The organism is Ignavibacteriota bacterium (assembly GCA_013285405.1).
GTDB lineage: Bacteria > Bacteroidota > Ignavibacteria > Ignavibacteriales > Ignavibacteriaceae > IGN2.
The window spans coordinates 886,914-912,768 of the sequence record CP053446.1 but is presented as its reverse complement, the minus strand read 5'-3'; the positions used below and the strand labels follow the sequence as shown (position 1 = coordinate 912,768).

The 25,855-nt window shown below is 35.1% G+C and carries 28 protein-coding genes; 11 read left to right on the top strand and 17 right to left on the bottom strand.

The annotated features are described in order from the left end of the window. Positions 1-25 precede the first annotated feature (25 nt). The 5 genes from carA to carB all read left to right on the top strand — a co-directional run bounded on the left by carA (position 26) and on the right by carB (position 5,792). Complete coding sequence (gene carA, locus HND39_03965) at positions 26-1,147, top strand: glutamine-hydrolyzing carbamoyl-phosphate synthase small subunit (protein QKJ95500.1); 1,122 nt, start codon at positions 26-28, stop codon at positions 1,145-1,147. A gap of 98 nt (positions 1,148-1,245) precedes the next feature. After that, positions 1,246-1,476, top strand: coding sequence for a DUF433 domain-containing protein (locus HND39_03960; GenBank protein ID QKJ95499.1), 231 nt, complete (start codon positions 1,246-1,248; stop codon positions 1,474-1,476). Positions 1,477-1,488: 12 nt separating this feature from the next. Next, positions 1,489-1,857, top strand: coding sequence for a DUF5615 family PIN-like protein (locus tag HND39_03955; GenBank protein ID QKJ95498.1), 369 nt, complete (start codon positions 1,489-1,491; stop codon positions 1,855-1,857). 289 nt (positions 1,858-2,146) lie between these two features. Then, on the top strand, positions 2,147-2,461 hold the full coding sequence (locus tag HND39_03950) for a GIY-YIG nuclease family protein (protein QKJ97873.1): 315 nt from the start codon (positions 2,147-2,149) through the stop codon (positions 2,459-2,461). A 115-nt stretch (positions 2,462-2,576) separates the two neighbouring features. After that, positions 2,577-5,792: a carbamoyl-phosphate synthase (glutamine-hydrolyzing) large subunit gene (gene carB, locus HND39_03945; protein ID QKJ95497.1), complete on the top strand. Its 3,216-nt coding sequence runs from the start codon at positions 2,577-2,579 to the stop codon at positions 5,790-5,792. Here the strand turns inward: carB and HND39_03940 are convergent. From HND39_03940 to HND39_03870, 15 genes are all read right to left on the bottom strand, one after another. Then, the gene (locus HND39_03940) at positions 5,789-6,118 is read right to left on the bottom strand and encodes a DUF86 domain-containing protein (GenBank protein ID QKJ95496.1); all 330 of its coding nucleotides are present in this window, start codon (positions 6,116-6,118) and stop codon (positions 5,789-5,791) included. The genes carB and HND39_03940 overlap by 4 nt on opposite strands. After that, positions 6,108-6,416 carry a nucleotidyltransferase gene (locus tag HND39_03935; GenBank protein QKJ97872.1) on the bottom strand — a complete coding sequence of 103 codons (309 nt, stop codon included), beginning with the start codon at positions 6,414-6,416 and terminating at the stop codon, positions 6,108-6,110. Before HND39_03935 ends, HND39_03940 begins: the two co-directional genes overlap by 11 nt. Positions 6,417-6,598: 182 nt before the next feature. Further along, the gene (locus HND39_03930) at positions 6,599-7,681 is read right to left on the bottom strand and encodes a Fic family protein (protein ID QKJ95495.1); all 1,083 of its coding nucleotides are present in this window, start codon (positions 7,679-7,681) and stop codon (positions 6,599-6,601) included. Between the two features lie 343 nt (positions 7,682-8,024). Further along, positions 8,025-8,882 (bottom strand): aldo/keto reductase, encoded by an 858-nt coding sequence (locus HND39_03925; protein QKJ97871.1) that lies wholly within the window; start codon positions 8,880-8,882, stop codon positions 8,025-8,027. Between the two features lie 4 nt (positions 8,883-8,886). Then, complete coding sequence (locus HND39_03920; protein ID QKJ95494.1) at positions 8,887-9,597, bottom strand: carboxymuconolactone decarboxylase family protein; 711 nt, start codon at positions 9,595-9,597, stop codon at positions 8,887-8,889. 11 nt (positions 9,598-9,608) lie between these two features. Next, a complete protein-coding gene (locus tag HND39_03915) occupies positions 9,609-10,136 on the bottom strand; it encodes a cupin domain-containing protein (protein QKJ95493.1) in 528 nt (175 codons plus the stop codon). A 336-nt stretch (positions 10,137-10,472) separates the two neighbouring features. Further along, positions 10,473-10,892, bottom strand: coding sequence for a DUF1801 domain-containing protein (locus HND39_03910; GenBank protein ID QKJ95492.1), 420 nt, complete (start codon positions 10,890-10,892; stop codon positions 10,473-10,475). Further along, entirely contained in the window at positions 10,893-11,465 is a 573-nt protein-coding gene (locus HND39_03905; GenBank protein ID QKJ95491.1) for a dihydrofolate reductase, read from the bottom strand. Positions 11,466-11,515: 50 nt separating this feature from the next. Then, positions 11,516-12,091 carry a dihydrofolate reductase gene (locus tag HND39_03900; GenBank protein QKJ95490.1) on the bottom strand — a complete coding sequence of 192 codons (576 nt, stop codon included), beginning with the start codon at positions 12,089-12,091 and terminating at the stop codon, positions 11,516-11,518. Between the two features lie 22 nt (positions 12,092-12,113). After that, positions 12,114-12,563: a SnoaL-like domain-containing protein gene (locus HND39_03895; protein QKJ97870.1), complete on the bottom strand. Its 450-nt coding sequence runs from the start codon at positions 12,561-12,563 to the stop codon at positions 12,114-12,116. Positions 12,564-12,572: 9 nt separating this feature from the next. Next, positions 12,573-13,046, bottom strand: a complete 474-nt coding sequence (locus tag HND39_03890) for a hypothetical protein (protein ID QKJ95489.1) — start codon at positions 13,044-13,046, stop codon at positions 12,573-12,575. A 123-nt stretch (positions 13,047-13,169) separates the two neighbouring features. Beyond that, entirely contained in the window at positions 13,170-13,499 is a 330-nt protein-coding gene (locus HND39_03885) for a DUF86 domain-containing protein (protein QKJ95488.1), read from the bottom strand. After that, positions 13,489-13,797 (bottom strand): nucleotidyltransferase, encoded by a 309-nt coding sequence (locus HND39_03880; GenBank protein ID QKJ97869.1) that lies wholly within the window; start codon positions 13,795-13,797, stop codon positions 13,489-13,491. Before HND39_03880 ends, HND39_03885 begins: the two co-directional genes overlap by 11 nt. A 436-nt stretch (positions 13,798-14,233) precedes the next feature. After that, on the bottom strand, positions 14,234-14,641 hold the full coding sequence (locus HND39_03875; GenBank protein QKJ95487.1) for a lactoylglutathione lyase: 408 nt from the start codon (positions 14,639-14,641) through the stop codon (positions 14,234-14,236). A 269-nt stretch (positions 14,642-14,910) separates the two neighbouring features. Beyond that, complete coding sequence (locus tag HND39_03870) at positions 14,911-16,146, bottom strand: hypothetical protein (protein ID QKJ95486.1); 1,236 nt, start codon at positions 16,144-16,146, stop codon at positions 14,911-14,913. Between the two features lie 219 nt (positions 16,147-16,365). Here HND39_03870 and HND39_03865 point away from each other — a divergent pair, with 219 nt between their 5' ends. Together HND39_03865 and HND39_03860 are read left to right on the top strand one after the other, a co-directional pair. Continuing rightward, positions 16,366-17,058, top strand: a complete 693-nt coding sequence (locus tag HND39_03865) for an NAD(P)-binding domain-containing protein (protein ID QKJ95485.1) — start codon at positions 16,366-16,368, stop codon at positions 17,056-17,058. Positions 17,059-17,073: 15 nt separating this feature from the next. Next, positions 17,074-17,772 (top strand): SDR family oxidoreductase, encoded by a 699-nt coding sequence (locus HND39_03860; GenBank protein ID QKJ95484.1) that lies wholly within the window; start codon positions 17,074-17,076, stop codon positions 17,770-17,772. A 17-nt stretch (positions 17,773-17,789) separates the two neighbouring features. On the opposite strand, the gene HND39_03855 is transcribed toward HND39_03860, so the two are convergent. Further along, positions 17,790-18,044, bottom strand: coding sequence for a ferredoxin (locus tag HND39_03855; GenBank protein QKJ95483.1), 255 nt, complete (start codon positions 18,042-18,044; stop codon positions 17,790-17,792). Between the two features lie 40 nt (positions 18,045-18,084). Beyond that, positions 18,085-18,894 carry a M48 family metallopeptidase gene (locus HND39_03850; protein QKJ95482.1) on the bottom strand — a complete coding sequence of 270 codons (810 nt, stop codon included), beginning with the start codon at positions 18,892-18,894 and terminating at the stop codon, positions 18,085-18,087. Between the two features lie 107 nt (positions 18,895-19,001). On the opposite strand from HND39_03850, the gene ychF reads away from it, so the two are divergent. The 4 genes from ychF (at position 19,002) to pgsC (ending at position 25,848) form a co-directional block, all read left to right on the top strand. After that, positions 19,002-20,084, top strand: a complete 1,083-nt coding sequence (ychF, locus tag HND39_03845) for a redox-regulated ATPase YchF (protein QKJ95481.1) — start codon at positions 19,002-19,004, stop codon at positions 20,082-20,084. A gap of 257 nt (positions 20,085-20,341) precedes the next feature. Next, the gene (locus HND39_03840; GenBank protein QKJ95480.1) at positions 20,342-24,145 is read left to right on the top strand and encodes a T9SS type A sorting domain-containing protein; all 3,804 of its coding nucleotides are present in this window, start codon (positions 20,342-20,344) and stop codon (positions 24,143-24,145) included. A 70-nt stretch (positions 24,146-24,215) separates the two neighbouring features. Then, positions 24,216-25,403, top strand: a complete 1,188-nt coding sequence (gene pgsB / locus HND39_03835) for a poly-gamma-glutamate synthase PgsB (protein QKJ95479.1) — start codon at positions 24,216-24,218, stop codon at positions 25,401-25,403. Next, entirely contained in the window at positions 25,396-25,848 is a 453-nt protein-coding gene (gene pgsC / locus HND39_03830; GenBank protein QKJ95478.1) for a poly-gamma-glutamate biosynthesis protein PgsC, read from the top strand. Before pgsB ends, pgsC begins: the two co-directional genes overlap by 8 nt. Positions 25,849-25,855: the final 7 nt, after the last annotated feature.

The window sequence follows — 25,855 nt, the reverse complement described above, 5'->3', positions numbered from 1 at the left end:
GACTATTTTTTTGCCTGAATTTATTATGATGAATCAAATTGAAACTGAAGAGATGACATCTTTTGAAAAAATATCATCTCTAAAAAATAATGTAAAATTAATTCTGGAAGATGGTTCCGAATTTGAAGGAATCAGCTTTGGTTATGAAGGTAACACAAATGGTGAAGTTGTTTTCAATACCGGAATGGTTGGTTATCCCGAAACATTAACAGATCCATCTTACAGAGGACAAATACTTGTCTGTACATATCCATTGATTGGTAATTATGGAATTCCAGATAAAGAAAGTTCAAATGGCATTTCCAAAAATTTTGAATCCGACAAAATTCAAGTTCGTGGATTAATTGTTTCAAACTACTCGAATGAATTTTCTCACTGGAGTGCAAAAAAATCTCTTGGCGATTGGCTGAAGCAAGAAAAGATTCCAGCTATCACAGGAATTGATACTCGTATGTTAACAAGAAAACTTCGTGATAAAGGAACAATGCTTGGAAAAATTGTTTTCGATGAAAGTACAACTACAACTTATTCAGATCCAAATAAAACTGATCTGGTAAAAGAAGTTTCTGTAAATGAACCTGTTGAATATTCTGCCGGAAGTAAAAAAATAATTTTAGTTGATTGCGGAACAAAGAATAATATTATCCGTGCATTTCTTGGAAGAAACATTTCCGTAATTCGGGTTCCATACGATTATGACTTTACGAGTATAAAAGCCGATGGAATAATGTTGTCAAATGGTCCCGGTGATCCGAAGATGAATGTTGCCACAATCGAACATACTCGAAAAGCCATGGAAAAAAATATTCCAATACTTGGAATCTGTCTTGGCTCACAAATACTTGCGCTTGCTGCAGGTGCTGATACATATAAATTAAAATACGGTCATCGTGGACACAACCAGCCGTGCAATGAAATGGGAACGAAAAGATGTTACATAACTTCACAGAATCATGGATATGCAGTTAAATCAGATTCACTTCCGCAGGATTGGCGTGAATGGTTTATTAATGATAATGATGGAACTAACGAAGGAATAATTCATATATCAAAACCATTTTTTGCAGCACAGTTTCATCCGGAAGCCTCTCCCGGTCCTGATGACTGTGAATTTATTTTTGATATGTTTGTGCGTGCATTGAAATAAAGCTGCAAACATTAAACAATGAGCTATTAAAGGTTATTTTATTAATTTTACATTACTTAATTTTCTAAGAACCACTACTATTTTTAATAGGATTTACAATGGAAAAACTAGATAGAATTACAATTAATCCGGAAGTTATGGGTGGGAAACCATGTATTCGTGGGTTAAGAGTGACTGTCGGGACAATTGTTGGACTTATAGCTGCAGGAAATACTTTTGATCAAGTAATTAAACTGTATCCTTACCTTGAAGCAGAAGATATACAGCAGGCACTAAATTATGCTGCATGGCGGGTTGAAGAAAAAGAAATCCCTTTCGACTTCAAATAATTTTTTCTCTCAATGAAAATACTTATTGGTATGAATCTTTCCCCTTCTTGGGAGAATTATCTTAATGAGGCGGGATTTGAATGTGTTCATTGGTCAAAGATTGGTAAGGGCAGCGAATCTGATTCAATCCTGTTTGAATATGCAAAGAAGAACAATTATGTAATATTAACTCACGATTTAGATTTTGGAGCAATCTTAGCTCATTCGGGCGAAAATGGTCCGAGTGTGATACAAATTAGATCTAATAATATCACTCCTGAATATTTTGGAAAGAAACTGATCTTGGTTTTAAAACAAGTAGAAAGTTACTTGAAAGAAGGAACTCTTGTGGTAGTGGATGAAGCAAGACACAGGATTCGAGTTCTCCCTCTTAAAAAATAATGATTAAATAAGAATGTTGTTGGAATATTCCGAACCTACCTGACAATAATACAGGTTTGTTTCAGATTATGAGAGTAAAAATTTAAATTCTGACTAATGGACTTTTTTGAGAGGAACGAGTTTAGAATGACAAAAGAGCAGGCTGTCATCCTGAACCTGTCTTGCCGTCAGGCAGGTTTATTTCAGGATCTGAAATCAGAATCAAGATGCTGAACAAGTTCAATATGACAAGAAAAAGGACTGTCATCCTGAATTTATTTCAGGATCTGGGTTTGTAGGATATTAATTCATTTTGAAAAATTATTATGTGTACATATTAACGAATACCTCAAAGACACTTTATATTGGAGTTACAAATGATTTGGTAAGAAGAATGTATGAACATAAAAATAAATTAATTGAAGGATTCACGAGAAAATACAATATAACAAAACTAGTTTACTATGAAACGTGTAATAGCATTGAAGATGCAATTCATCGAGAAAAACAATTGAAGAACTGGCACAGGCGATGGAAAATAAATTTGATTGAATCACTAAATAAGGAATGGACAGATTTATCTATAGATTTAATGGATAAAGATGCTGAAACAAGTTCAGCATGACAAAAACAAGAACTGTCATCCTGAACCTGTCTTGCCGTCAGGCAGGTTTATTTCAGGATCTGAAATCAGAATCAAGATTCTGAACCAAGTTCAGAATGACATTGGATAGAACTTTATGATAAAAAAACGAAAACCAAAAAAAGTATTAATCCTCGGCTCGGGAGCTTTGCAGATAGGCCAGGCAGGTGAGTTCGATTACTCCGGCTCGCAAGCAATCAAAGCATTGAAGGAAGATGGAATTACTTCCGTTCTTGTTAATCCTAACATCGCTACGATTCAAACCTCCGCTAACTTTGCAGATAAAGTTTATTTCCTTCCGATCACTGCTGAGTTTGTTGAAAGAGTAATTGAAAAAGAACAACCGGAAAGTATTCTTTTGCAATTTGGCGGACAGACAGCGTTAAATGTTGGCGTTCAATTATTTGACAAAGGAATTCTTAAAAAACATAATGTTCAGGTACTCGGAACACCGGTTGAAGCAATCAAAGACACTGAAGACAGACTGTTGTTTGCAAACAAGTGTACAGAAATAGGGTTGAAAGTTGCGAGAAGTAAAACTGCAAAAAATATTGATGAAGCAATAAACGCAGCTAACGAAATCAGATTTCCAGTGATGGTGAGAATTGCTTATGCACTTGGCGGACTTGGTTCAGGAATTGTAAATAATGAAATGGAGTTGAAAGAAAAAGCTGAGAAAGCTTTCAAATACACTAATCAGATTTTAATTGAAGAATCACTTTACGGCTGGAAAGAAGTTGAATACGAAATTGTTCGTGACAAATATGATAATTGCATCACTACTTGCTCAATGGAAAATATTGATCCGATGGGTATTCATACCGGAGACAGTGTTGTAATTGCACCGGTGCAAACACTTTCAGCGCAAGAAAATTTCAAGCTTCGTTCAATTGGAATAAAATTAATTCGTCATATTGGAATAATCGGTGAATGTAATATTCAATACGCACTTGATCCAAACTCGGATGATTACAGAATAATTGAAGTTAATGCTCGACTAAGCAGAAGTTCCGCGCTCGCATCAAAAGCAACTGGTTATCCGCTTGCATTTATCGCAACAAAACTTGCACTCGGATATGCATTGAATGAAGTTGAAAACAGTATTACACGGGAAACTTCTGCCTGCTTTGAGCCTGCACTTGATTATGTTGCTCTAAAATTTCCCAGATGGGATTTACAAAAATTTCAACAGGTGAGCACTCAGCTTGGTTCGGAGATGAAATCAGTTGGTGAAGTTATGTCACTCGGACGAAGTTTTGAAGAAGTTCTGCAGAAAGCAATCAGAATGCTTGATGTTGGTCTGAAAGGATTTGTATGCAACGATTTGCAGTTTGAGAATCTTGATAAAGAACTATCTCAGCCAACCGATAAAAGAATTTTTGCTATCGCAGTTGCATTGCAAAGAGGATATTCAGTTGAAAAGATTCATCAGCTAACTAGGATCACGCCCTGGTTTCTCTTTAAAATGAAAAATATTGTTGATACAGAATCAAAGCTGAAACAAAAACAAATCACTGAATTCAATTTCACTTTAATGAAAGAAGCAAAGCAAAATGGATTTTCTGATCTTCAAATTGCTGAATTAGTTAATTCAACTGAAGATGAAGTAAGACGAAAAAGAAAAGCACTTAGTGTTCTTCCGGTTGTAAAACAAATTGATACAATGGCTGCCGAATATCCGGCGCAAACAAATTATCTTTATTTAACTTATCACGGAAATGAACATGATATATCGGTAAATCCTGCCTTGCCGGCAGGCAGGGAAAAACAACAGATAGCTGTGATTGGTGGAGGTGCTTATAGAATTGGTTCATCTGTTGAGTTTGATTGGTGTTGTGTGACTGCGGTAAATGCCATTAACAATAGTGGCAACAAATCAATTATGATTAATTGCAATCCTGAAACCGTAAGTACTGATTATGATATTTGCGATAAATTATATTTCGAGCAGTTAACACTGGAAAGAGTTCTTGATATTTGTGATCTCGAAAATCCTGAAGGCGTTATTGTTTCAATGGGTGGACAGGTTCCAAATAATCTTGCAATGAAGCTTCACAATGCTGGTGTAAAAATTATCGGCACTTCACCAATCCAGATTGATAATGCCGAAAGCCGGCATAAGTTTTCAAAAATTCTGGATAAACTGGAAATTGATCAACCGGAATGGAATGAAGTTACAACTCTTGCAGATGCGAAAAAGTTTTCTGCAAAAGTTGGTTATCCTGTTTTAATCCGTCCAAGTTATGTACTCAGCGGTGCTGCGATGAGTATTGTACTTACAGAAGATGAACTTGAAACATATTTACGAAAAGCAACAGAGTTGAACAGAGAACATCCCGTTGTTATCAGTAAGTTTATTACTGATGCGCGCGAAATTGAAATTGATGCAGTTGCTGATCACGGTGAACTTTTTTGTTATGCAATTGCTGAACACGTTGAAAATGCGGGCGTTCATTCTGGCGATGCAACTATTGTTCTCCCGCCGCAAAGAACTTATCTCGAAACGATGAGAAGAGTAAAAATTATCACGAAGAATATTGCAAAGGAGTTTGAAATTAACGGACCATTCAATATTCAATTTATTGCAAAAGATAACGATGTGAAAGTGATCGAATGCAATCTGCGTGCATCGCGGAGTTTTCCGTTCGTTTCCAAAACATTGAAGATAAATTTCATTGATATTGCAACGAGAATTATGCTCGGTGAGAAAGTTGCTAAGATTGATAAGTCATCCTTTGATCTCGATTATGTTGGGGTAAAAGCTTCTCAGTTTTCATTTACCAGATTGAAAGGATCTGATCCTGTTACCGGAGTTGAAATGTCATCAACAGGTGAAGTTGCTTGTCTTGGTGATGATTTCAACGAAGCATTTCTGAAAAGTGTTTTATCAACCGGACAAAAAATTCCGCAGAAAGCTGCTCTTCTTTCAACAGGAACTCCAAAAAATAAAGCAGAACTTCTTGAAGATATTCTTGCATTGAAAGAAATGGGATTGAAATTTTACGGCACAAAAGGGACTTCTGATTATTACAGGCTGAATGGAATTGATGTTGAAGTTCTTTACAGACCTTTTGATGAGAAGGAACCTTCAATTCTAACTTATCTCAGCAATGGTGAAATTGATATGGTGATAAACATCCCGAAGACAGCAGAGAAAGTTGAGCTTGACAGTGATTACATTATCAGAAGAAAAGCTGTTGACCTAAATATTCCTCTGTTCACAAATGTTCAGGCAACTAAAAGATTTATAAAAGCACTTCAGCAATTTACAACGGACTCATTACCGGTAAAGAGTTGGGATGAGTACAGTTAATTCAGAATTTTTTCAATTTCTTTTATAAGAGAAGGCAAATCATTTTTAACTGTGTTCCAAACCTCTTTGAGGTCAATTTCGTCATATTCATGAATTAAGAGATTTCTCATTCCTTTCATCTCAATCCATGGTAAATGGGCATACATTTGTCTTGATATGTCACTTATTCGATTTGCAGCTTCACCAATAATTTCAATTCTGCGAATTACAGCATCTTGAATAGCTGTGTTCCGTGTAAACTCTTCGAAAGAAATTTTCTTCAAGTAATCAACAGCTAATTTTGATGATTCGAGTATATCAGAAAAATAGCTGATGTCACGCTGCATAGATTATCTTTAGATTTTCAAGTATTGCTTTTCTTTTATATAAGTTACGGCTGTTTTCAATCGCTCTGCGACTTATAAGATCAACAGGTCTTCCAAACAATTCTTCAATTTCTGCTTTTATCCGGACTTTACTAAAAAGACTGTGTTCCGCTTTCTCGTGAAATGTGTATAGTAGATCAATGTCACTGTCATTTCTGAAATCAGAAGTTAAAGTTGAACCAAAAACCGCCAGTTCTTTGACAAGATACTTTTGGCAGATATTTCTTAATCGTTCATCAGAGATTTTTAAATTGTTTATTGTCATAATTTTTATCTTCCACTAAAAAATCGCTACAAGTAATTTATAAAACATTATTATAACTTATTTACAAAAATAGAATTTTAATTGATTTACTACAGACACATTGCCGGTTAAAAGTTGTCCAAAGGACTCCTTTGGAGGGATGAGTATCAGTAGTTAATTTCGCTAGCGAAACTTTATCAACTTTTGAGTACTTCCATTAATTTATAATTTAAGAACAATTTTTCTTTACCAACTTGAATACTTTTTAAAAAGCCTGCATCTTCTAAACTTTTCAAATAACCCCCGGAAGTTTTAACATTTCCCAATCCTGCGGCTTCAAGCAAGTTTCTCTTTGTGTACGGTAGCCTGAATAATATTTCGAGCAAATCTTTCGAATAAACTTTGGGTAATTTTTCACGTATCTGCTCTCCAAGCTCAGACATTAATTTTCCGATTAACAAAATTTTTTCACTTCCTTTTTGCGAAGTCACTTCGATCATATCAAGAATATATATTATCCAGTTCTCCCAATCATCTTTTTCAGTTACATTTCTCAATCGTTTGTAATATTCGCTCCTGTTATTTAAAATATAACCACTTAAATACAAGGAGGGTAAATCAATAAGTCCACAGAGTTTTAAATAAAGAAGCAGAATAATTCTTCCGGTTCTTCCATTTCCATCAAAGAATGGATGAATCGCTTCGAACTGATAATGTACTAAGGCTAATTTAATCAACGGATCAATATTGATATTTTCGTTGATGAATACTTCCAACGACTTCAGTTTTTCTCTGATTAACTTTTCTCCTTCAGGTGGAGTGTATATTATTTCTCCTGTTGCAGGATTTTTCAATTGAGTTCCTGGCAGGCTTCTGATTCCCGACTGATTTTCTTTTATGATTCTCATTATAGAGATAAAAAGGTTCGTAGTCAGAATTGGTTTCTTTTTTATTTCTTCAAATCCATGCCATAAAGCATCCTTATAGTGTATCACTTCTTTGATGGCATTGTCAATAATTTTCTTCTCAGCCACTGCTGCCTGAAATAATGCATCCTGAGTAGTTACTATATTTTCAACTGCAGAGCTAGCCTGAGCTTCCTGTAAGTTTATGGTGTCGATAAATAATAATGGATTAGGAAGATTCGTTATTGCCCCCTTTAATTCTGATAAAGCCCTGCTTGCAGAAATTGTTTTTTTTAGAATTTCTTTTGTTTCGATATCACCTTTCGGTGGTAAATCGGGAAGAGTGTTATATGGTTTTTGTGCCTCAAATTTCATTTTTTTCCTATTAACGAGGACGAATTTTACCTTTGTTTAAATTACAAGGGCAAAATTACGGGAAAATCGCCTTTATCCAAATTTTAAAGGTAAACCTTGCCTGCGTTTAAACGTGCAGGCAACGAAAAGATTTATAAAAGCACTTCAGCAATTCACAATGGATACATTACCGGTTAAGAGTTGGGATGAGTATCAGTAACAGTTTGGGTATTACCGAAGGCGGGGATTTTTAGCACTAAAGTTTAATCTAAGAACGAAAGTTGAACCTTGCACAAATGTCCAATCGAAGCCGTTCAGCCCCGCTTTTGGCAATACCTTGTTATAGGCTGTGGCTTAGGGTAGATTATTTCCAGAACACAGGAAAGTTACTTGCTTCACCATAATTTTTTATCGGCTCTATGTTTTTTAAAATCTCCAAGTCGTTTGCTGATATTTCAAAATCTACGTCCGCATTATTCTTCATATTCTTTGGATTGGTTGTCTTTGGCAACGGTAATAGCCCCAAATCAAGACAGTATCGAATGGCTAATTGCGGTACACTTACTCCATATTTTTCAGCCATTTTTACTACTTGCTCATTTTTCAATAATTCTCCGTGCGCTATCGGTGAATAGGCTTCAACAAGGATGTTGTTCTGTTTGCAGTAATCTATCAACTCAAAAGGTGTATTGCTGATGTGGGCTAATATTTGGTTGACCATTGGTTTTACCTTACAGCCTGCAACTATGTTTTCAATATCTATAATCTGAAAATTTGATACTCCAATTGAGCGGATTTTTCCTGCTTTATACGCATCTTCCAAAGCTCGCCACGCTTCACGGTTGCCATCAAAATGACGGTTTTCTTTTTCATAGTGAGCCCAAGGTTTAGGGCTGTGAATAATCATCAGGTCTATATAATCAAGTCCTAATAATTTTAATGAATTGGCTATGGAAGCAACAGCGTCATTATATGATTTTACTTCTGCCGCCAGTTTTGTGGTGATAAACAAATCTTCACGTTTTATACTGCAAGCCTTTAGTCCTTCGCCAATTCCTCTTTCATTTCCATACGCCTGAGCCGTATCAATGTGTCTGTATCCAATTTCGATGGCATCTTTTACTACCTGTGCTACGGTTTCATCGCCAATGAACCAAGTTCCAAGTGCTATTTTTGGAATTTCTAACCCATTTGAAAGGGTGTATTTTTCATTTAGTATCATATTTTTATTTTCTAATTGTTTCTGAAAGTACTGCTCTTGCATCGTCTGCCTGTTTTTTGCCAATATACTTTTCTATCAAATTGAAAGTTTGATTGAACTGATTTTCTGTAAGTCCTGTATTCATTCCAATTCCAATGTGTGATTGTAATTGTCCAAGCGTTCCAGACATTGAGGCTAATGCAGAAATTGTTACTAATTCTCTTTGTTGGTGGTTCAGTATATCGCTTGAGAAAATAGCACCGAAAAGATGTTCCTTTAAATAACGGTCAATAACAGGGGCAAACTCCATAACACCACCTGAAACAGGTTGTCCCACTAATTTTGTCTGTACTTCCGTTCCTATTTCAAGCATTGATTTATTTGTAGAAATCGGACTTGCTTCACGACCAACAACATCGCTTTTACCTGCTTTTTTTCGTTTCTCTACAACTTGCATTAAAGTGGTTAATCCATTTAGGCTTCGAGGAAAACCACAATAAGCGTATAGATGTGCCAATGCTTCTTTTATTTCGTTTATGGAAACTTTATCGTCTAATGCATTATTCAATTCGGTTTTCAGATTTTCCAAATCTCCTGTTGCCGTCAGTGCAGAAATGATGACTAAACTTTGTTGCTGTTGGTTTAGGCTATCCGTTTTATTTTGTGCATTCATCGTATGTCCATTTAATATTAAAACCAAAAATAAAATCCACTTTACAATCTTACCTTTGCTCATAATTTGGAGGATTATTTTACTGCTTCACTCACTGCTTGTTTATATTCTTCATTAGAAACTGGCTCTAACCAAGTGTTCTTATTAATTTGAGGATTACATTCTACTCCGATATGTGAAAACCAACTATCGGGTGCTGCTCCGTGCCAATGTTCTACATTGGGGGCGATTTCTATTACTTTGCCAACCTCCATACGAACGGCTGGTTTACCACGTTCCTGATAATATCCCACACCGCCAACGGCAACAAGAATTTGACCGCCTGTGTGACTGTGCCAGTTGTTGCGACAACCCGGTTCAAAGGTTACGTTGAACATTGGTACGTTTAGGTCTTTGTTGCTTGTTAATGGTGCAAGCCACGACCTGCCAGAAAAGTACTGTGCGAAGCCTGTGTTTTCTTCCCCTACTGCGAACTCACTGATTTTTGGAACTTCTGTTTCCATTGTTTCCTGTTTTTGATTGTTATTGCTGTTGCAAGATGTTAAAGTAATTCCAGTTACAATTAGAGTTGCAATTACTGTTGATTTTATGATTGCTTTCATTTTATTCGTCTGTTGAGATTTGTAGTGCTATTGGTCTGCCATTGCCTATAACTAATTGTTTACCGCAATAATAAAAATCGAATATAAAATTTGTAATTCTACTGCGGGAAAGCCATCTTAAAAAGGAGCTAAACCGAATAGAAACTAATAAAATAAATTGATTGCGGGAAGTCCTTTTTCCGACGGATTTTTTTCAGCAAACTATTAAAATTTATCCAAAATAAAAAACCTGCTTGATTTTCTTCAATCAATTAGCATCTTGAAATAAAAACTTGAATGAGTATCGCTAAGAATAAGAGAATTTATTTGTTGTCGCACCGAACCAAAATAATAAAATTAATATTTAAATCCGTAGCGAATTGCTGTTTCAAGTACATCTATGTTTATATCTTTCAACGATTTAAACTTAATGCAATACCCTGTTACACTTGCCTTGCCTAATTTTTTACCAAACGTTTTAGGTAAGTATGTTTTATCATCAATACCAAGTATATAAACAGAAATTCCGGTTTTGTTTGCACTTAATCCAATTTGATAAAACTCTCTGGTAGTTCCATCAGCATATTTTATGGTGTAAAATCCATATCCGATATTAGGATTGGAAACAATTTTACCTTTAGCATCTTTGCCATCTAAGAACCATAATCTACATTTGGGCAATATTTGAAGTATGCGTTTGTGCAAAACTTTAATGTCTGTACGCTTTGGTTCAGGTTGATTAGCAATATACTCTTTGATTTGATCTTGTATTTTCATTCATTCTCTATCCACTGTGTAATTCAGTTCAGTTACTCCGCAAGTGAATTGTCGGGTAGTCAATAGTTTTAGTTTTATACTATCTTTAACATTTACAAATAGTGGAATGCCTTGCCCAAGTATAATCGGATTAACAAACAACCAATATCCATCAATTAAGTTCAATTGAAACAACGAATGAGTTGCTGTCGGGCTTCCCAAAAGCAAGATATCATCATCTCCATGTTGTTTTATTTTTTTTATTTTCTCCGAAAGGTTGTCGCTAATTATTTCTGTGTTGAGTAAACTCACGTCTTTCATGGTTTTTGATAAAACAACTTTATGAACTTTACTATACCACTTTGAATGTTCAATGTCGTGCCTGGTTGCTGTCGGCTTGTCACCGGCGGTGGGCCAGTAGCTTTCCATCATCTGATAAGTTAATCGTCCATATAATGCAGTGTCTCCTTTGCTTATCCGTTTGCCGACAAAATCAAAAATTTCCTCATCAACTTTAGCCCAGTTGAGTTCTCCATTCGGTCCTGCTACAAAACCATCAAGCGATATATGCATAAATGAAATTATTTTTCTCATAAAGTTCTCTGTTGTCTGTAGTTTGTTATTGTCTTTTTACAGTAATCTTGTTAGCGGTTCGTTGTTCTTGTATTTGTCGGTTCATAATAAAGTATTACTGCACCACTACTAAAAATCTTGGCTCTTATTAGTTTAAAAATAGTTTTGCCATTTATGTTTTCAAATAATGGTAGTCCTTTTCCTACAATGACAGGGTGAACGCACAGTTGGTATTCGTCAATTAAATTTAGATTCATTAGCTGTATGATTAAGCTTCGACTACCAACGAAAATGTCTTTGTCTCCATCTTTGACGAAATTTTTGAGTTTTAAAACTTCTTCTTCAAGAGATTGTTTTGCAAGTTTCGCGCTCTCCCAATCTGTATTTTTTAACTTATTTGAAAAAACAATTTTTGGAATTTTATCCATGGCAACAGCAAAGTCATCCATTGATTTTTCTCCTGAAGGATTTTTTATCAGCGTTTGCCAGAATTGCATAAGTTGATATGTAATCCTTCCATATAGAACGGCATCTGCATTACTTAATAGATCAGCATAATGTTGATGTATTTCTTCATCCGGGATGATTGCTGTATGGTCGCAAAACCCATCAAGCGTCATATTGATTGCAGCAATTATTTTTCTCATCTTATTTCAATTTTAAGTGTCATCATATAAAAATGTTAGTCAGTTTTTTGTTGAAGGTTGTTGTTTTACATTTATTTTCAGATCCGTTCTTAATTTGTCTATTATATTTTTCTGTATCAAAACTTCCTTGTGATTTCTTTATTCGTCCGTTATCGTCAAGCTGCCAAATTTCAACACCACTGATTTTCACTTTCTTACCGCTTCCTCCCGGACCTGTATTAGTTCCGGTAAACGTCCAATAAAACTCTGCACCTTCTGAAGTGGTAACAAGACTATCCATTGTAACAATAATATCAGGAAAGGCAGTCATAAAGCTCTCAGCTACTTTTGAAATTTCTTCTCTGGCGGTTGCTGGATTTCTATCATTTATTGTTAATGATCCGCCTTCTGCAAAAAATAAAGAAACGAATTCGGGTCTTTGACTGCACCAGGCTTGTGCATAACTTCTTCCAAAAATATTCAGATTAAAAATCTTTTTATTCTACGGAATTGGAGTTGGAGTATATGATAGACTTAAAAACTTCCACACATCATTTTCTTTCATTAAGATAAAGTAGTCTAAATTATGCGATTGGGGTACTCCATAAGCGTAAAGAATTGCATCCGCTCTTACAAAAGCTAAGTGTTCATCATCAATATGAATGGTAAATTCGTTTACCGGTTCGAAGTAAGGTCGAAGAGTTCTTTTTTGCGTTTCTTCAAAATATTGTTGAATTGTCATCGTGATTATAAAATTATTTCCATCTTTTAACCTTGCAATTCCTACGTTTGCATGATCCGTCATCATTTTTGACATCGATTCAATATCGTAATTACCCGCAAAAAATAAGAACTGTTCAACTCTTTTTGTTAAATCTTTCTCATCGGTATTCCATTCCTGACCTCTTATTAAATTATTAAACAGCAGAAATAGAAAAATAAAAGTAAATGAGAAATTTGATAATTTAATTTTCATATTGGTACTCACGAAAATTTATTCAGTTATTATTTGACACAATAATAAGAATTAAATGAGACTGAAAAAAAAGATCAAATTTGGGTAGTTTAAATTTATGTTGAAAAACTGGGATGAGTACAGTTAATTCAGAATCTTTTCAATTTCTTTTATAAGAAAAGGTAAATCATTTTTAACGGTGTTCCAAACCTCTTTGAGGTCAATTTCGTCATAATCATATATTAAGAGGTTTCTCATTCCTTTCATCTCAATCCATGGTAAATGAACATACATTTGTCTTGATATGTCGCTTATTCTATTTGGAGCTTCACCAATAATTTCGATTCTGCGAATTACAGCATCCTGAATTGCTGTGTCCCGTGTAAACTCTTGGAAAGAAATTTTCTTCAGGTAATTAACAGCTAATTTAGATGACTCAAGTATATCTGAAAAATAGCTGATGTCACGCTGCATAGATTACCTTTAGATTTTCAAGTATTGCTTTTCTTTTATATAAGTTACGGTTGTTTTCAATTGCTCTGCGACTTATAAGATCAACAGGTCTTCCAAACAATTCTTCAAATTCTTCTTTCATCCGAACTTTACTAAAAAGACTGTGTTCCGCTTTATCATGAAATATGTTGAGTAGGTCAATGTCACTGTCATTTCTGAAATCAGAAGTTAAAGCTGAACCAAACACCGCCAGTTCTTTGACAAGATATTTTTGGCAGATATTTCTTAATCGTTCATCAGGAATTTTTATATTATTTATTGTCATAATTTTTTTCTTATATTAAAAAATCACTACAAGTAATTTATAAAACATTATTATAATTTATTTACAAAAAGAGGAGTTCAATTAATTAACCACTGTCCAAATTTCAGAGTTAAATCTCGCCGTTGATAATGCGTACGGACAACAGGAAAATTTATAAAAACTCTTCAACTATCCACAACGGATACATTGCCGGTTAAAAGTTGTCCAAAGGACTCCTTTGGAGGGATGAGTATCAGTGATGAATAAAGCTCTACTGTTTTAACATCGGCGGGTTTCAAAGTACAAAGTTTCAATTTATTATTAATGTTAATTAGAAGTACAAAGTTACAGGTTTGCACGCCAGCCCGCACAACGCAAAACGTGTGTTACCAACAGTGGTTCATTAGTCTGGTGTGGTGTTGCAAGTTACAGTTATAAATTTTGAGTTCACTTAGTTCTCTTTCTCCATTTTCTCCGCAAATGCAATGATATGTCCGTCCGGATCGGAAAAGTAGCAAACCTTGTCTCCCCAGTCTCTTTCAATAATAGGACTTATTAGTTTTGCCCCACTTTTAATTGCATTATCAAATTCAAGCTGAATATTTTCAACATACAAATACAGTTCACATCTCGGAATCCCATTCCCGCTGTCTGGATGCGGTATTTTGTCTACTAATATTTTTGCAATTCCTTTATTTGGCATTAGCCCAATTTTACAATTGACTGACAAGTGAAATTCTGTCATACCCGGAACATTTAGGTCTGCCTGCATACGAAATAGATTTTGATAAAACTTGCAACTTACCTCTTGGTCGTTGACGTAAAATATTGTCTCTATAAGTTTGATATGTTTAAGCATTAGTCGATGTGTTGTTGAGTTGTCAGTAGTTGTTTTATTTTTATTGTTATTCTGTTCTCATCCTATAAATTGGAAGAGTATCAATAAAAAAAAATCGTTTTGACAGCAAATATGATATGTCCATTGCACGGTCCTAAAATTGGTAGTAACTAATTATTTACCGCAATAATAATAAATAAAAATAAACTTCTATAATTATTCTGAAAAAATATTGAGTTTTAAAGGTTGGGATATGTACAGTAATTATTAGATGAGTTATCATACTCCCATCAGGCACTTAAAAACTTTCCTACTTTTTCAAATACATTCGTAAAATTTTCATCAATCTTCGCTGAGTACTTGTGGTTAACAGGGAAGGGATTTTCGTGCATGTAATCGTAACTGAAATCAAGCTCTTCAACTTTAATTTGAATATCCCTGAACGCTCCGTTTAACGTATTCATTATTTCAAACGAAGGAATAACGGAATCTTTCTTCAACGAAATTGCATAGATTTGCTTTTCAAATTTTCTGAGAAGCGCTTCTCTGAATTCTCTCATATTGTGGTAATCGAGCATTGAGCGGAAAACTTTCCCTTCAAAATGATCATCTTCAATGTAATGATGAAGCAGAGCATCTCTTTTTAAAAAAATATCAATATGTTCGATGAGGTATGAGTAAAGAGCAACATTTGCCTCACTATCCAAAATAAATTTTGAGACTGGAGAAAGACGGTTAAAAACAGCACCACTGCAAAACAAGCATACTTTTGAATCATCAAAGTAGTTATTGTGATTTGATAATTTAAGTATAAGTGCAAGCAGACCACCAATCGAATATGCAAAAATGTCAAATGAAAATTGTTTATCGATCAATTCGTGCTTATTATTTCTGCAATCTTCCAGAAAGTTGATTACATCATAATATGTCTGTAATCCAGACCAGATAAATCTTTGAGGCATTGAATGAAGCCTCATACTAATTGCAACATTCGATAGGGTGGAATTGATAATGTTTGGATATTTCTTTTTTCTCTTTTCGCTCAACTCATACATTTTTCTTTTGTCACTCCAGCTAAGCGGCGAGCGCTGCATGTGAAAAGCTATTGGAAAAAAAACAATTGCACTTTGTGTTCTTGCGCAGATTGCTTCAGCCCAAGGCAGATACTTATCCCAGTTTTTTTCGTTGAAACCATGAAAGAGGAATGTAACTTTCTTAATCTTGTTTTGGTTCTGTGGTTTTAATATGTAGTAGCTGAAGTTCCTGTTTTCTTCTACAGCAATATCTTCAATATGAACTCCGTTTTGAATGGTCCCGACATCATTGAAGAACGTGAATGAGTTGTTAAAATTTATATTGTGTTTTTTGCAATAATAGTTGTTGTTTCCTGGAAGCAGATCGTAGGATGAGGAATGAAAATTAAATTTATAAATAACAACATCGCCAAATTTTATGCCTTGCGGAGCGATTGGTCCATTTGAAAAGAAAAGTGATCTGAGTTTCGAAAAGGTTTCAGAGTATTCCATTTGAAAAAAATATTTATTCCTTTCTTTAAAGTTAGTGTTTTAAATATTAACCATTCAGAAAATAATAGAGATAATCGAAATGTGCATTAATAAAATATATCTGATTTATGATTTTAAATCCGGGATGAGCATTAGTAAGTATATGGAAATAGTTGACTCATTAAATTATTTTTTATTAGATTGGATGCAAATAATTATAAATAAACTAAGGAGTTAAAAATGAAAATAGGAATTTTTGGTACCGGTGTGGTAGGACAAACTATTGCGGAAAAGTTAGTTCAACTTGGTCATCAGGTGTTCATTGGAACAAGAGATAAACAAGCGACACTTGCAAAAACCGGGAAGGATAATTTTGGAAGACCACCATTTAACGAATGGCTGAAAAATAATTCAAAAGTTCAGCTTGGAACTTATTCAGAAGCTGCGTCATTCGGAGAACTGCTTGTTAATGCAACAAGTGGTACCGGTTCAATCGATGCTCTTAAATTAGCTGGTGAAAATAATCTTTCAAATAAAATATTACTTGATATTTCCAACCCACTTGATTTTTCAAAAGGAATGCCTCCAACTTTAACAATCAGTAATACAGATTCTCTGAGTGAACTTATCCAAAGAACATTTACCAAAACTAAAGTTGTGAAAAGTCTAAACACATTAACTGCTTATCTGATGGTGAATCCAAAATTATTGCCAGAACCAACAAATATTTTTCTTAATGGTAATGATGGAGGTGCAAAATCCGAAATCAAAAAACTTTTAACAACTTTCGGTTGGAATGAAAATGATATAATAGATATGGGAGACATTTCAACAGCAAGAGGAACAGAACAATTACTTCCGATATGGGTGAGATTGTGGGGCGCTCTTGGAACTCCAATATTTAATTTTAAGATAGTAGTTGGAAATAATTGATCTAAGTTCAGATTGATGGGGCAATCAATTCTTAAAACTGTTCTTGTAACTGGAGGCAATCGTGGAATTGGTCTGGAAGTTTGCAGGCAATTAGGACTACTTGGTTATCACATTTTCCTGTCTGCGCGAAATAGTGATAAAGGGAATGATAAAGTTGAAAAATTAAGGAATGAAAAAATTATAGCTGACTTCATCCAGATGGATGTTTCCAATGAAGAAAGTATTAAGATTGCAGCATCTGAATTTGAAAAGCTAAAAATTCGGTTGGACGTTTTAATTAATAATGCCGCAATATTTAAAGATTCTGAAATTATTAAACTTTCTACCGAAGAGTTCCGTAGTGTGTTAAATACAAATTCAATTGGTGCATTTATAGTTATAAGAGAATTTCTTCCATTCTTGGAGAAAGGAGGTAGGATAATTAATGTTTCAAGTAATGCCGGTGCTCTCCATGATATGGATAGTTATGCACCTGCTTACAGTATTTCTAAAACAACATTAAATGCAATTACAAAACAGTTTGCTTCAGCATTAAAAGGAAAAAAGATAGCAGTTAATTCGGTTTGTCCCGGCTGGGTTAGAACAGATATGGGTGGCTGGACAGCAACCCGTTCTGTGAAAAAGGGTGCGGAGACTATTGTCTGGCTTGCAACTGAAACTCCTATTGATAAAACAGGATTATTCTGGAGTGATAAAAAAGTAATGGACTGGTAAACTAAAAAAATTAAAATCTACAAAAATTTAGGGACAAGCTGTTTCCCATTTTCATCCAGTACATATAAAGCCTGAACCGGGCAGACTGAACAAGCTTCTATAATTTCTTCATTCGGTGTAGTTTCTGTTGAATCCTTAAATGCACAAATTCTCTCATCATCAAGTTCAAAGAAATTTGGTGCTGCTTTGATATAGTTTTGTGTGGCAATACAAGTTGTCCTGTCAATTTTAATCAGAAGTTTATTAATCTTTCTTTCCGCAAAGTCAATCATAAAACATTTTTGAAAATATCATTTAAGATTTTTAGCGCGATTACTTTTTATAATATTTCATCGCTTCAGGAATCCAGGAGGTGATGTCATTTATTCTTGTTTGATCTGATGGATGAGTACTAAGAAACTCAGGCGGTTGTCCACCTTGTTTTGATGCAGCCATTCTTTTCCAGAATTCGGGTGCAGCGTGTGGATCGTATCCAGCCATCGCCATAAAAATTAATCCGAGATGATCAGCTTCACTTTCCTGAGTTCTGCTGTATGGAAGCATAATTCCTACTGTAGTTCCAACTCCATAAACCGAAAGCCATAGTGCCTGTGTTTGTGCTGGCTCTTCTTTCATTGCTACCATTAAACCAACCGCGCCAGCCTGCTGTAATAACTGTTGACTCATTCTTTCGTTTCCGTGTTCAGCAATTGCATGGGCAATTTCGTGACCCATTACTACAGCCAAACCAGCTTCGTCTTTTGTAACAGGAAGAATCCCCGTATAAACAACAACTTTTCCACCGGGCATACACCATGCATTTACCTGATCGTCTTTAACAAGATTAAATTCCCACTTGTACCCATTCAATCTGTCAGATAAATTATTTTCTTTCATATATCTCTCAACAGCATGCTGAATTTTTACTCCTGTATTTTTTACTAAATTAACTTCAGTCTGATTCGTGCTTAATTTATTTTCTTTTAAGAACTGATCATATTGTTGAAAGCTCATTGAGAGCATTTCGCTGCTTGGTATCATATTAAGCTGTGATCTTCCTGTTAATGGAACTGTGCTGCAGGATTGTAAAACAATAAATGTTAAAATTGTAATCGTCAGGGTAATTAGGTTTTGCTTCATCATTACTCTTTCAAAAAATGATTGATAATTATTCCTTAAATTAAAAAAAAATATAATAAAAATGAGTTCGTTATATTTGATATATAAAATCATTTGAAAAAGAAGAATAAATGCAAATAGGAATAGTAGGATTACCACAGTCCGGAAAATCAACTTTATTTCAGACCATAACAAAAAGTCATCTTGATGCATCCGCCATGGCAAAAGCAGAAACCCACCAGTCGATTATAAAAGTTCCAGACGCACGACTTGATAAGTTGACAGAAATTTTTAATCCAAAAAAGAAAACAAGTGCTACGATTGAAGTTCTTGACGTAGTTGGGTTGATTAAGGGAGATAGCGGTTCAACACAGTTCACGAGTAATTTTTTAAGTAAAGTGAAAACAAATGATGCTCTTATCCAGGTAGTCAGATTATTTAATAGCGAGATTGTCCCTCATCCCGATGGTTCAGTAAATATGATGAGAGACATTGAAACATTCGAGACCGAATTTATTTTTTCGGATCTCGCAATAGTTGAGAAACGAATTGATTCAATCAAAAAACAAATTCAAAAAACACAGGATGACAAATTAAAGCGTGAATTGCTACTGCTTGAGAAATGTAATTCAATATTGCAAGAAGAAAAACCTTTAAGAGATGCTCATCTTACAAATGATGAATTAAAAATATTAGCATCATTCCAACTTCTTTCGGTTAAGCCAATGTTAGTTGCTCTTAATCTTGATGAATCCCAGGTGGCTGAGGCATCAAAATATCTCGATGAACTTACAAAGAAAAAGTTAAGCGTTCATACAAAAGCACTTTGTTTCTTTGGAAAGATCGAACAGGAAATGTCTGAACTATCAGAAAAAGAAGCAGCAGATTTTATGAATGAGTATGGTATCAAAGAATCAGCATTGAACAGTATAATCAGAGAGGCGTATGACTTATTAGGTCTTCAGTCATTCTTTACTTGTGGAGATACTGAATGCCGGGCATGGACAATAAAAAAAGGTTATACAGCTCAACAAGCAGCCGGTGAAATTCACACAGATTTCTATAACAAATTTATTCGGTCCGAAGTAGTTGGCTACGATGATTTTATTTCTGCTAGTTCGTTTGCAAAGGCAAAAGAACAAGGAACCTGGAGATTAGAAGGAAAAGAATATATAGTTAAAGATGGCGATATTATGATCATCCGGCATAGTTAATTTTTGGGAGAATCATAACTTCAAATTTTACATAACTCATTTCCATTTTACTATCACTCATAAAAAACCTTGCAAATTGCGGTAAAATTTAAGGAATGCGATTTGCGGATGCTTTAGCCGAACGAAAAAAATACTATAACAATAGTTGTTAACATTAAAAATTCCAACTAATTTTATTGATAAGATTGCGTTTCATCCGTACTTCGTATCCGTTTGAGAAATAACTTTTTTCAAAAAATATTCATGGAGATAAGGTGATGATTAATATCAGATCACTTGGTTGCGTTGTAATTATTCTTCTGCATTCCATTTCATTTGCACAATGGATATCAGTCGATAAATATTCCATTGCTGATTCACCTCCGGTTGTTCAGTTAATAAGTGATGATGCATCGGGTGCGATAATCAAAGTTGATTTACCAGGCTTCCGGATTAACGAATTTACTTCTGATGGAAAAATTTATCACGAGATAAATTGCGGCGGTGAAGGCATAATATCTGATGTTGGTTTTCCTGAAATTTCTCACATCACAAAAATTCTGGCAATTCCCAATGATGGTTCTGTGAATATTGAGGTTATTGAAACTTCACCAGTTCAGGTTTTCGAGGGAATTAATATTCCTCCGGCAAGAGAAAGTTGGAGGGAAGTGCAGCCAGAAACTCCTTATACAGAAAATGCTCTGACTTATGCTTCTGAAGATGTTTATCCAAGCACCTATGCAAAAGCTGATGACCCGGTTGTTTTCAGAGATTTTAGAATAGCTCGCATTTCAATTTTCCCAATTCGTTATTCACCTGCAAAGCATGAAATTCAAGCAGTGTCATCAATAACAATTAAAATTAATTATACTCCTGGGATGAGTATTAATCCTAAAACTACACCGAATAGACCAATTGCTCCATCATTTGCTAAACTTTATAGAAAATATATTTTTAATTATGAAGAAATGCTGCAGCGGAGATACAATGGAATGGAAAACGGTCATGATATTATGTTGTGCATAATGCCGGACATGTATATAGAAGAATTTCAGCCCTATGCTGAATGGAAACACAAATCAGGAACAGAAATTTTTATCACAAAATTTAGTGAGATTGGAGCAAATCAGTCTAACGCCGATATTATTAAGAATTATATTCTAAATGTTTACACCACTTGGGAGAATATTCCTGATTACATATTACTTATCGGAGATTATGGTTCACCTGTTGGTAATGCACCTGTAAAATACTGGACGGGTGATGGATGGACATTTGTTAATGAAGATTACTTTGTTGAACTCGAAGGAAATGATTACTTCCCTGAAATGATGATTGGTCGGTTTACTAATTACAATGGCACCAATGGAGGAGGGGAGCAGATTCTGCAGGTAATGGTAAATAAATTTTTAAAGTATGAAAAATATCCTTACACGACAGAGACCGCATGGTATAAAAAAGCAACAGTTTGTTCAAATAATAATTATTCTTCACAAGTTACAACGAAACGATTTACTGCAGACCGTATGAGATTGTATGGGGGATTTACTTCAGTAGATACTATGATGAGTAATTCTCAGTGTACCTACGATGTAAACGACATTGTATCAGCTCTTAATAATGGTCGAAGTTTTCTGAATTATCGTGGTGAAGGATGGGATGATGGCTGGCATACAAACTGTTATTATTTTGGAACATCACACGTAAATAGTTTAAATAACTCCAATAAGTTAACCTTTGTTACAAATATCGGCTGCGGTGCTGCAATGTTCGATGCAGGTAATTGTTTTGGCGAAGCCTGGCTTGAAATGGGTTCACTCACAGGACCATTAAGAGGTGGTTGTGCATTTATTGGTCCAACTTCCAATACGCACACAGCTTATAATAATGCAATTGACAAAGGAATTTATACGGGGATGTTTCCACAACCGGGTACCTTTGAGCCAAATCTTGAAAGTCCTGGTGAAGCTCTCTTAGCAGGAAAGCTATTAATGTATGAACGTTTTGGGGGAGGGGATTCCTATGTTCAATATCATTATAAGATTTATTGTGTGCTTGGCGATCCAAGTATGCATATCTGGAAAGATATTCCTAATCAGGTTACTGTAACTCATCCAAATGAAATATTTGTAGGATATAACCAAGTACAAATAACAGTAAAGAACACATCAAGCGGATTACCTGTTGGTAGTGCACGAGTTTGTATTTCAGGAAATGGTGTTTATGAAACTGCAATTACTGATGGGCTTGGAATTGCTACTTTGGATATAACACCTAATACGGCCGGTACTCTCAATGTGGTTGTGACAGGTGGGAACGTTATTCCAAGTGAAGATACAATTAATGTAAGTCTCGGCGCAGAAAATGTAACGCCTTACGGAAATCCAGTTGTTACAGATCTTGATGGAAACGATGATGGTCTCATAAATCCGAATGAAAATTGTTCAATCACTTATACTCTTAAAAATTGGGGTTCAATAATATCTAACAACGTTTATGCGGTTTTATCTATTCCGGATTCGATAACTAATGTTGAGATGGTGGTTGATTCTATCGTTTTTGGAAATATCGCGCCTAACGATTCAATAACTGGTGCACCATTTCAATTTTTTATAGAACCAGAATGTCCTGTCGGTTCAATAATTCCATTTAAATTGCACATAGTAAGTACGACAACTTCCTGGGATTATAACTATAATGCAGTTGTTCATGGATGTAATCTGGATTTCAACGAATTTTTTGTAGATGATGCAGGAAATGTTCTTCAAAATTACAGAATGGATCCGGGCGAAACGGTTAAGGTGAGATTTAAAATTTTAAATATTGGAGATGATATAGCACCTGATGTTAAAGGAACCATCAGCACCAACGACCCATATATGACAATTGTTGATTCGATAGCTATATTCGGTACAATTTTGCCAGACAGCAATTCAATTAATGAATCCGATACTTATACAATAACCGTAAGCCAAAATTGTCCCGTTCAATATAACGCTGCCTTTTCACTAAAGCTCGAAACTCAGAATGGATTGTATCCATACATATTAACTGAGCCAATAACTCTTCCGGTTTCCATGCCTACAGCTTCTGACCCAACTGGACCGGATGGATATGGATATTATGCATATTCAAGTCATGATATGCTTTGGGAACAACGCCCCGAATTCAATTGGGTTGAAATCAAAACTATTGGAACGGTAATACCTAAACCTGGCGGATTGAGTGATTTTACTCAAACTGTTAATTTGCCATTCAACTTTAAATATTACGGAAACGATTTTTCGCAATTAAGAGTTAGCGGCGATGGCTGGATTGCATTCGGCAGCGGGACACAAACTAAGTCTTTGAACTATTCGCTTCCTTGTCTGGATACGATCAATAATATGGTTGCAGTCTTCTGGGATGATTTCTTTTCTAACGGACCACAGGGAGGAGGAAGACTTTATTATTACTCCGATCCTGTTAATCATAGGTTTATAGTAGAATGGGATACAGTGCCGCATTATACAGATCTTGAAGATAAGGAAACCTTTCAAATTATTCTTCTCGATCCATCTTACTATCCAACACCCACAGGTGACGGCGAATTATTATTGCAATATAATGTAGTTAAAGAACCCGGAAGCTGCACAGTGGGAATTGAGAACAATAACGAAGACATTGGTATTTCCTATTTATACAATGAATATTATGATGCTACTGCTAATGAATTAGTTAACGGCATCGCAATTAAATTTACCACAAAGTCACCGACTATAGTTTCGGTTGACGATGATGAAGAAATTAATCATTTAATACCAACTGCTTATTCATTGGATCAGAATTTCCCAAATCCTTTTAATCCTGAAACAAGAATTAGTTATTCGATCCCGGAACAATCAAATGTGAAAATAAGTATATACGATATCAATGGAACGCTGATAAATATCTTGCACGAGGGTATTCAATCTGCAGGCAGATACGAAGTTGTATGGAATGGTGAAAGCAGTTCAGGTTACAAAGTTGGATCAGGAGTTTATTTCTATAGAATGCAGGCTAACAGTTTTGTACAGACAAAGAAAATGATTCTGCTTAAATAATAATGGCAAAAGAAATTTGTTCTTCAATAGCACTGAAGAGAAAATAATTTAGAGAGAATTTTTATTCTATATGTACGTTTTTACTGTACTGCTGGTTGTATTAATTATTCTTTCTCTCTACGGTTTGATTGAATTTTATTTTCATCAAAAAAGAATTCATTCAATCCCGATTCGTGTTCATATCAATGGCACGAGAGGCAAATCAAGCGTAACACGTCTAATTGGTGCTGCTCTGCGTGAAAGCGGTATAAAAACCATAACAAAAGTTACCGGAACATATCCACGACTTATCCTTGAAGACGGCAGCGAAGTGGGAATTTATCGTAAAGCCGGAGCTAATATTATTGAACAACTCTCAATTACAAGGTTTGCATCGAAAAGAAATGCACAAGCTATCGTTATGGAATGTATGGCTGTTCAACCTCAGTATCAATGGATTACTGAAAATAAAATGCTGCACTCCACATTAGCTGTGATTACAAATGTAAGATTAGACCACATCGATGTAATGGGATATTCTCTCCCGGAAATTGCAACAGCACTCGGGAACACCATACCAAAAAATCAATATTTGTTAACTGCTGAAAAAATAGTTTTTAATAAGCTGAAAGAAATAGCCGATAAAAGAAATTGCAAAATTCAATTAGCCGAGCCTGATCTTGTAACTGAGAAAGAGATGAAAGGATTCAGTTATATAGAACACAAAGAAAACGTAGCTCTTGCTCTTGCAGTAAGTTTGCATTTGGGTATTGAAAGAAAAACAGCGCTTAACGGAATGTATAAAGCAATTCCTGATGCAGGCGCATTGAAACTCTCAAGTGTAAACGCCTTCAATAAAAAAATTAATTTTTATAATGCATTTGCAGCAAATGATCCTCAATCAACTCTGATGATCTGGGAAAAATTACGAGCAGAAAACGAGTTACGGGGAATTAAAATGATACTGCTAAATACAAGGCAGGATAGGTTAGACAGAGCGAAACAATTAACTGCAATGGTTGGACGTGAACTAAAAAATCAGTTCGATAATTTAATTCTGATTGGACAATCCTCAGAAATTGTTGAAGAGTTATCTGTTTCCAATGGAGTACAGCGAAATAAAATAATTAATCTTGGCTGGAATGAACCAGAAGCAGTATTCGAAGCGATTCTTGCTTATACAACTGAGCAATCAACTGTTGTAGCTGTTGGTAATATGGGTGGAATGGGTGGAAAAGTGGCTGACTTTTTTGAGAACAGGAGCGTTGTTTATGGTTGAACTAGCAATCACACTCGGTTTAATATTCAGCTTACTTTCTTATGAAGTTTTTGGTTTGGCAGCAGGTGGAATCGTTGTCCCCGGATACATTGCACTGCAGCTTTCTCAACCGGACAGACTTATTGGAATTATCCTGGTAAGTTTGTCAACATATCTGATTGTTAAAATTCTTGGACACTATACATTTCTCTACGGGCGGAGACAGATGGTTGTGTGCCTGCTTGTTGGATGTTTACTTGCTAATTTTTCGCGGCAATTTTTACTGATTGAGTTAACTTCGAATATGGTTCAATTGCAAGCAGTCGGATGGGTAGTCCCTGGCTTGATCGCTCATTGGTTTGGAAAGCAGGGAATTTACAGAACTCTTTGTGTTCTCTTCATTACTTCAGTACTCGTTAGGTTGATTGTAATTTTAATTTTTAACGGTGAATTATTACCAACATAAATTTTTG

What these genes read in the sequence shown, in the direction of transcription:
- carA (QKJ95500.1), top strand. Translation starts at nt 26, where the DNA reads ATGATGAATCAAATTGAAACTGAAGAGATGACATCTTTTGAAAAAATA.
- HND39_03960 (QKJ95499.1), top strand. Translation starts at nt 1,246, where the DNA reads ATGGAAAAACTAGATAGAATTACAATTAATCCGGAAGTTATGGGTGGG.
- HND39_03955 (QKJ95498.1), top strand. Translation starts at nt 1,489, where the DNA reads ATGAAAATACTTATTGGTATGAATCTTTCCCCTTCTTGGGAGAATTAT.
- carB (QKJ95497.1), top strand. Translation starts at nt 2,577, where the DNA reads ATGATAAAAAAACGAAAACCAAAAAAAGTATTAATCCTCGGCTCGGGA.
- HND39_03940 (QKJ95496.1), bottom strand. Translation starts at nt 6,118, where the DNA reads ATGCAGCGTGACATCAGCTATTTTTCTGATATACTCGAATCATCAAAA.
- HND39_03930 (QKJ95495.1), bottom strand. Translation starts at nt 7,681, where the DNA reads ATGAAATTTGAGGCACAAAAACCATATAACACTCTTCCCGATTTACCA.
- HND39_03925 (QKJ97871.1), bottom strand. Translation starts at nt 8,882, where the DNA reads ATGATACTAAATGAAAAATACACCCTTTCAAATGGGTTAGAAATTCCA.
- HND39_03920 (QKJ95494.1), bottom strand. Translation starts at nt 9,597, where the DNA reads ATGAGCAAAGGTAAGATTGTAAAGTGGATTTTATTTTTGGTTTTAATA.
- HND39_03915 (QKJ95493.1), bottom strand. Translation starts at nt 10,136, where the DNA reads ATGAAAGCAATCATAAAATCAACAGTAATTGCAACTCTAATTGTAACT.
- HND39_03910 (QKJ95492.1), bottom strand. Translation starts at nt 10,892, where the DNA reads ATGAAAATACAAGATCAAATCAAAGAGTATATTGCTAATCAACCTGAA.
- HND39_03905 (QKJ95491.1), bottom strand. Translation starts at nt 11,465, where the DNA reads ATGAGAAAAATAATTTCATTTATGCATATATCGCTTGATGGTTTTGTA.
- HND39_03900 (QKJ95490.1), bottom strand. Translation starts at nt 12,091, where the DNA reads ATGAGAAAAATAATTGCTGCAATCAATATGACGCTTGATGGGTTTTGC.
- HND39_03890 (QKJ95489.1), bottom strand. Translation starts at nt 13,046, where the DNA reads ATGAAAATTAAATTATCAAATTTCTCATTTACTTTTATTTTTCTATTT.
- HND39_03885 (QKJ95488.1), bottom strand. Translation starts at nt 13,499, where the DNA reads ATGCAGCGTGACATCAGCTATTTTTCAGATATACTTGAGTCATCTAAA.
- HND39_03875 (QKJ95487.1), bottom strand. Translation starts at nt 14,641, where the DNA reads ATGCTTAAACATATCAAACTTATAGAGACAATATTTTACGTCAACGAC.
- HND39_03870 (QKJ95486.1), bottom strand. Translation starts at nt 16,146, where the DNA reads ATGGAATACTCTGAAACCTTTTCGAAACTCAGATCACTTTTCTTTTCA.
- HND39_03865 (QKJ95485.1), top strand. Translation starts at nt 16,366, where the DNA reads ATGAAAATAGGAATTTTTGGTACCGGTGTGGTAGGACAAACTATTGCG.
- HND39_03860 (QKJ95484.1), top strand. Translation starts at nt 17,074, where the DNA reads ATGGGGCAATCAATTCTTAAAACTGTTCTTGTAACTGGAGGCAATCGT.
- HND39_03855 (QKJ95483.1), bottom strand. Translation starts at nt 18,044, where the DNA reads ATGATTGACTTTGCGGAAAGAAAGATTAATAAACTTCTGATTAAAATT.
- HND39_03850 (QKJ95482.1), bottom strand. Translation starts at nt 18,894, where the DNA reads ATGATGAAGCAAAACCTAATTACCCTGACGATTACAATTTTAACATTT.
- ychF (QKJ95481.1), top strand. Translation starts at nt 19,002, where the DNA reads ATGCAAATAGGAATAGTAGGATTACCACAGTCCGGAAAATCAACTTTA.
- HND39_03840 (QKJ95480.1), top strand. Translation starts at nt 20,342, where the DNA reads ATGATTAATATCAGATCACTTGGTTGCGTTGTAATTATTCTTCTGCAT.
- pgsB (QKJ95479.1), top strand. Translation starts at nt 24,216, where the DNA reads ATGTACGTTTTTACTGTACTGCTGGTTGTATTAATTATTCTTTCTCTC.
- pgsC (QKJ95478.1), top strand. Translation starts at nt 25,396, where the DNA reads ATGGTTGAACTAGCAATCACACTCGGTTTAATATTCAGCTTACTTTCT.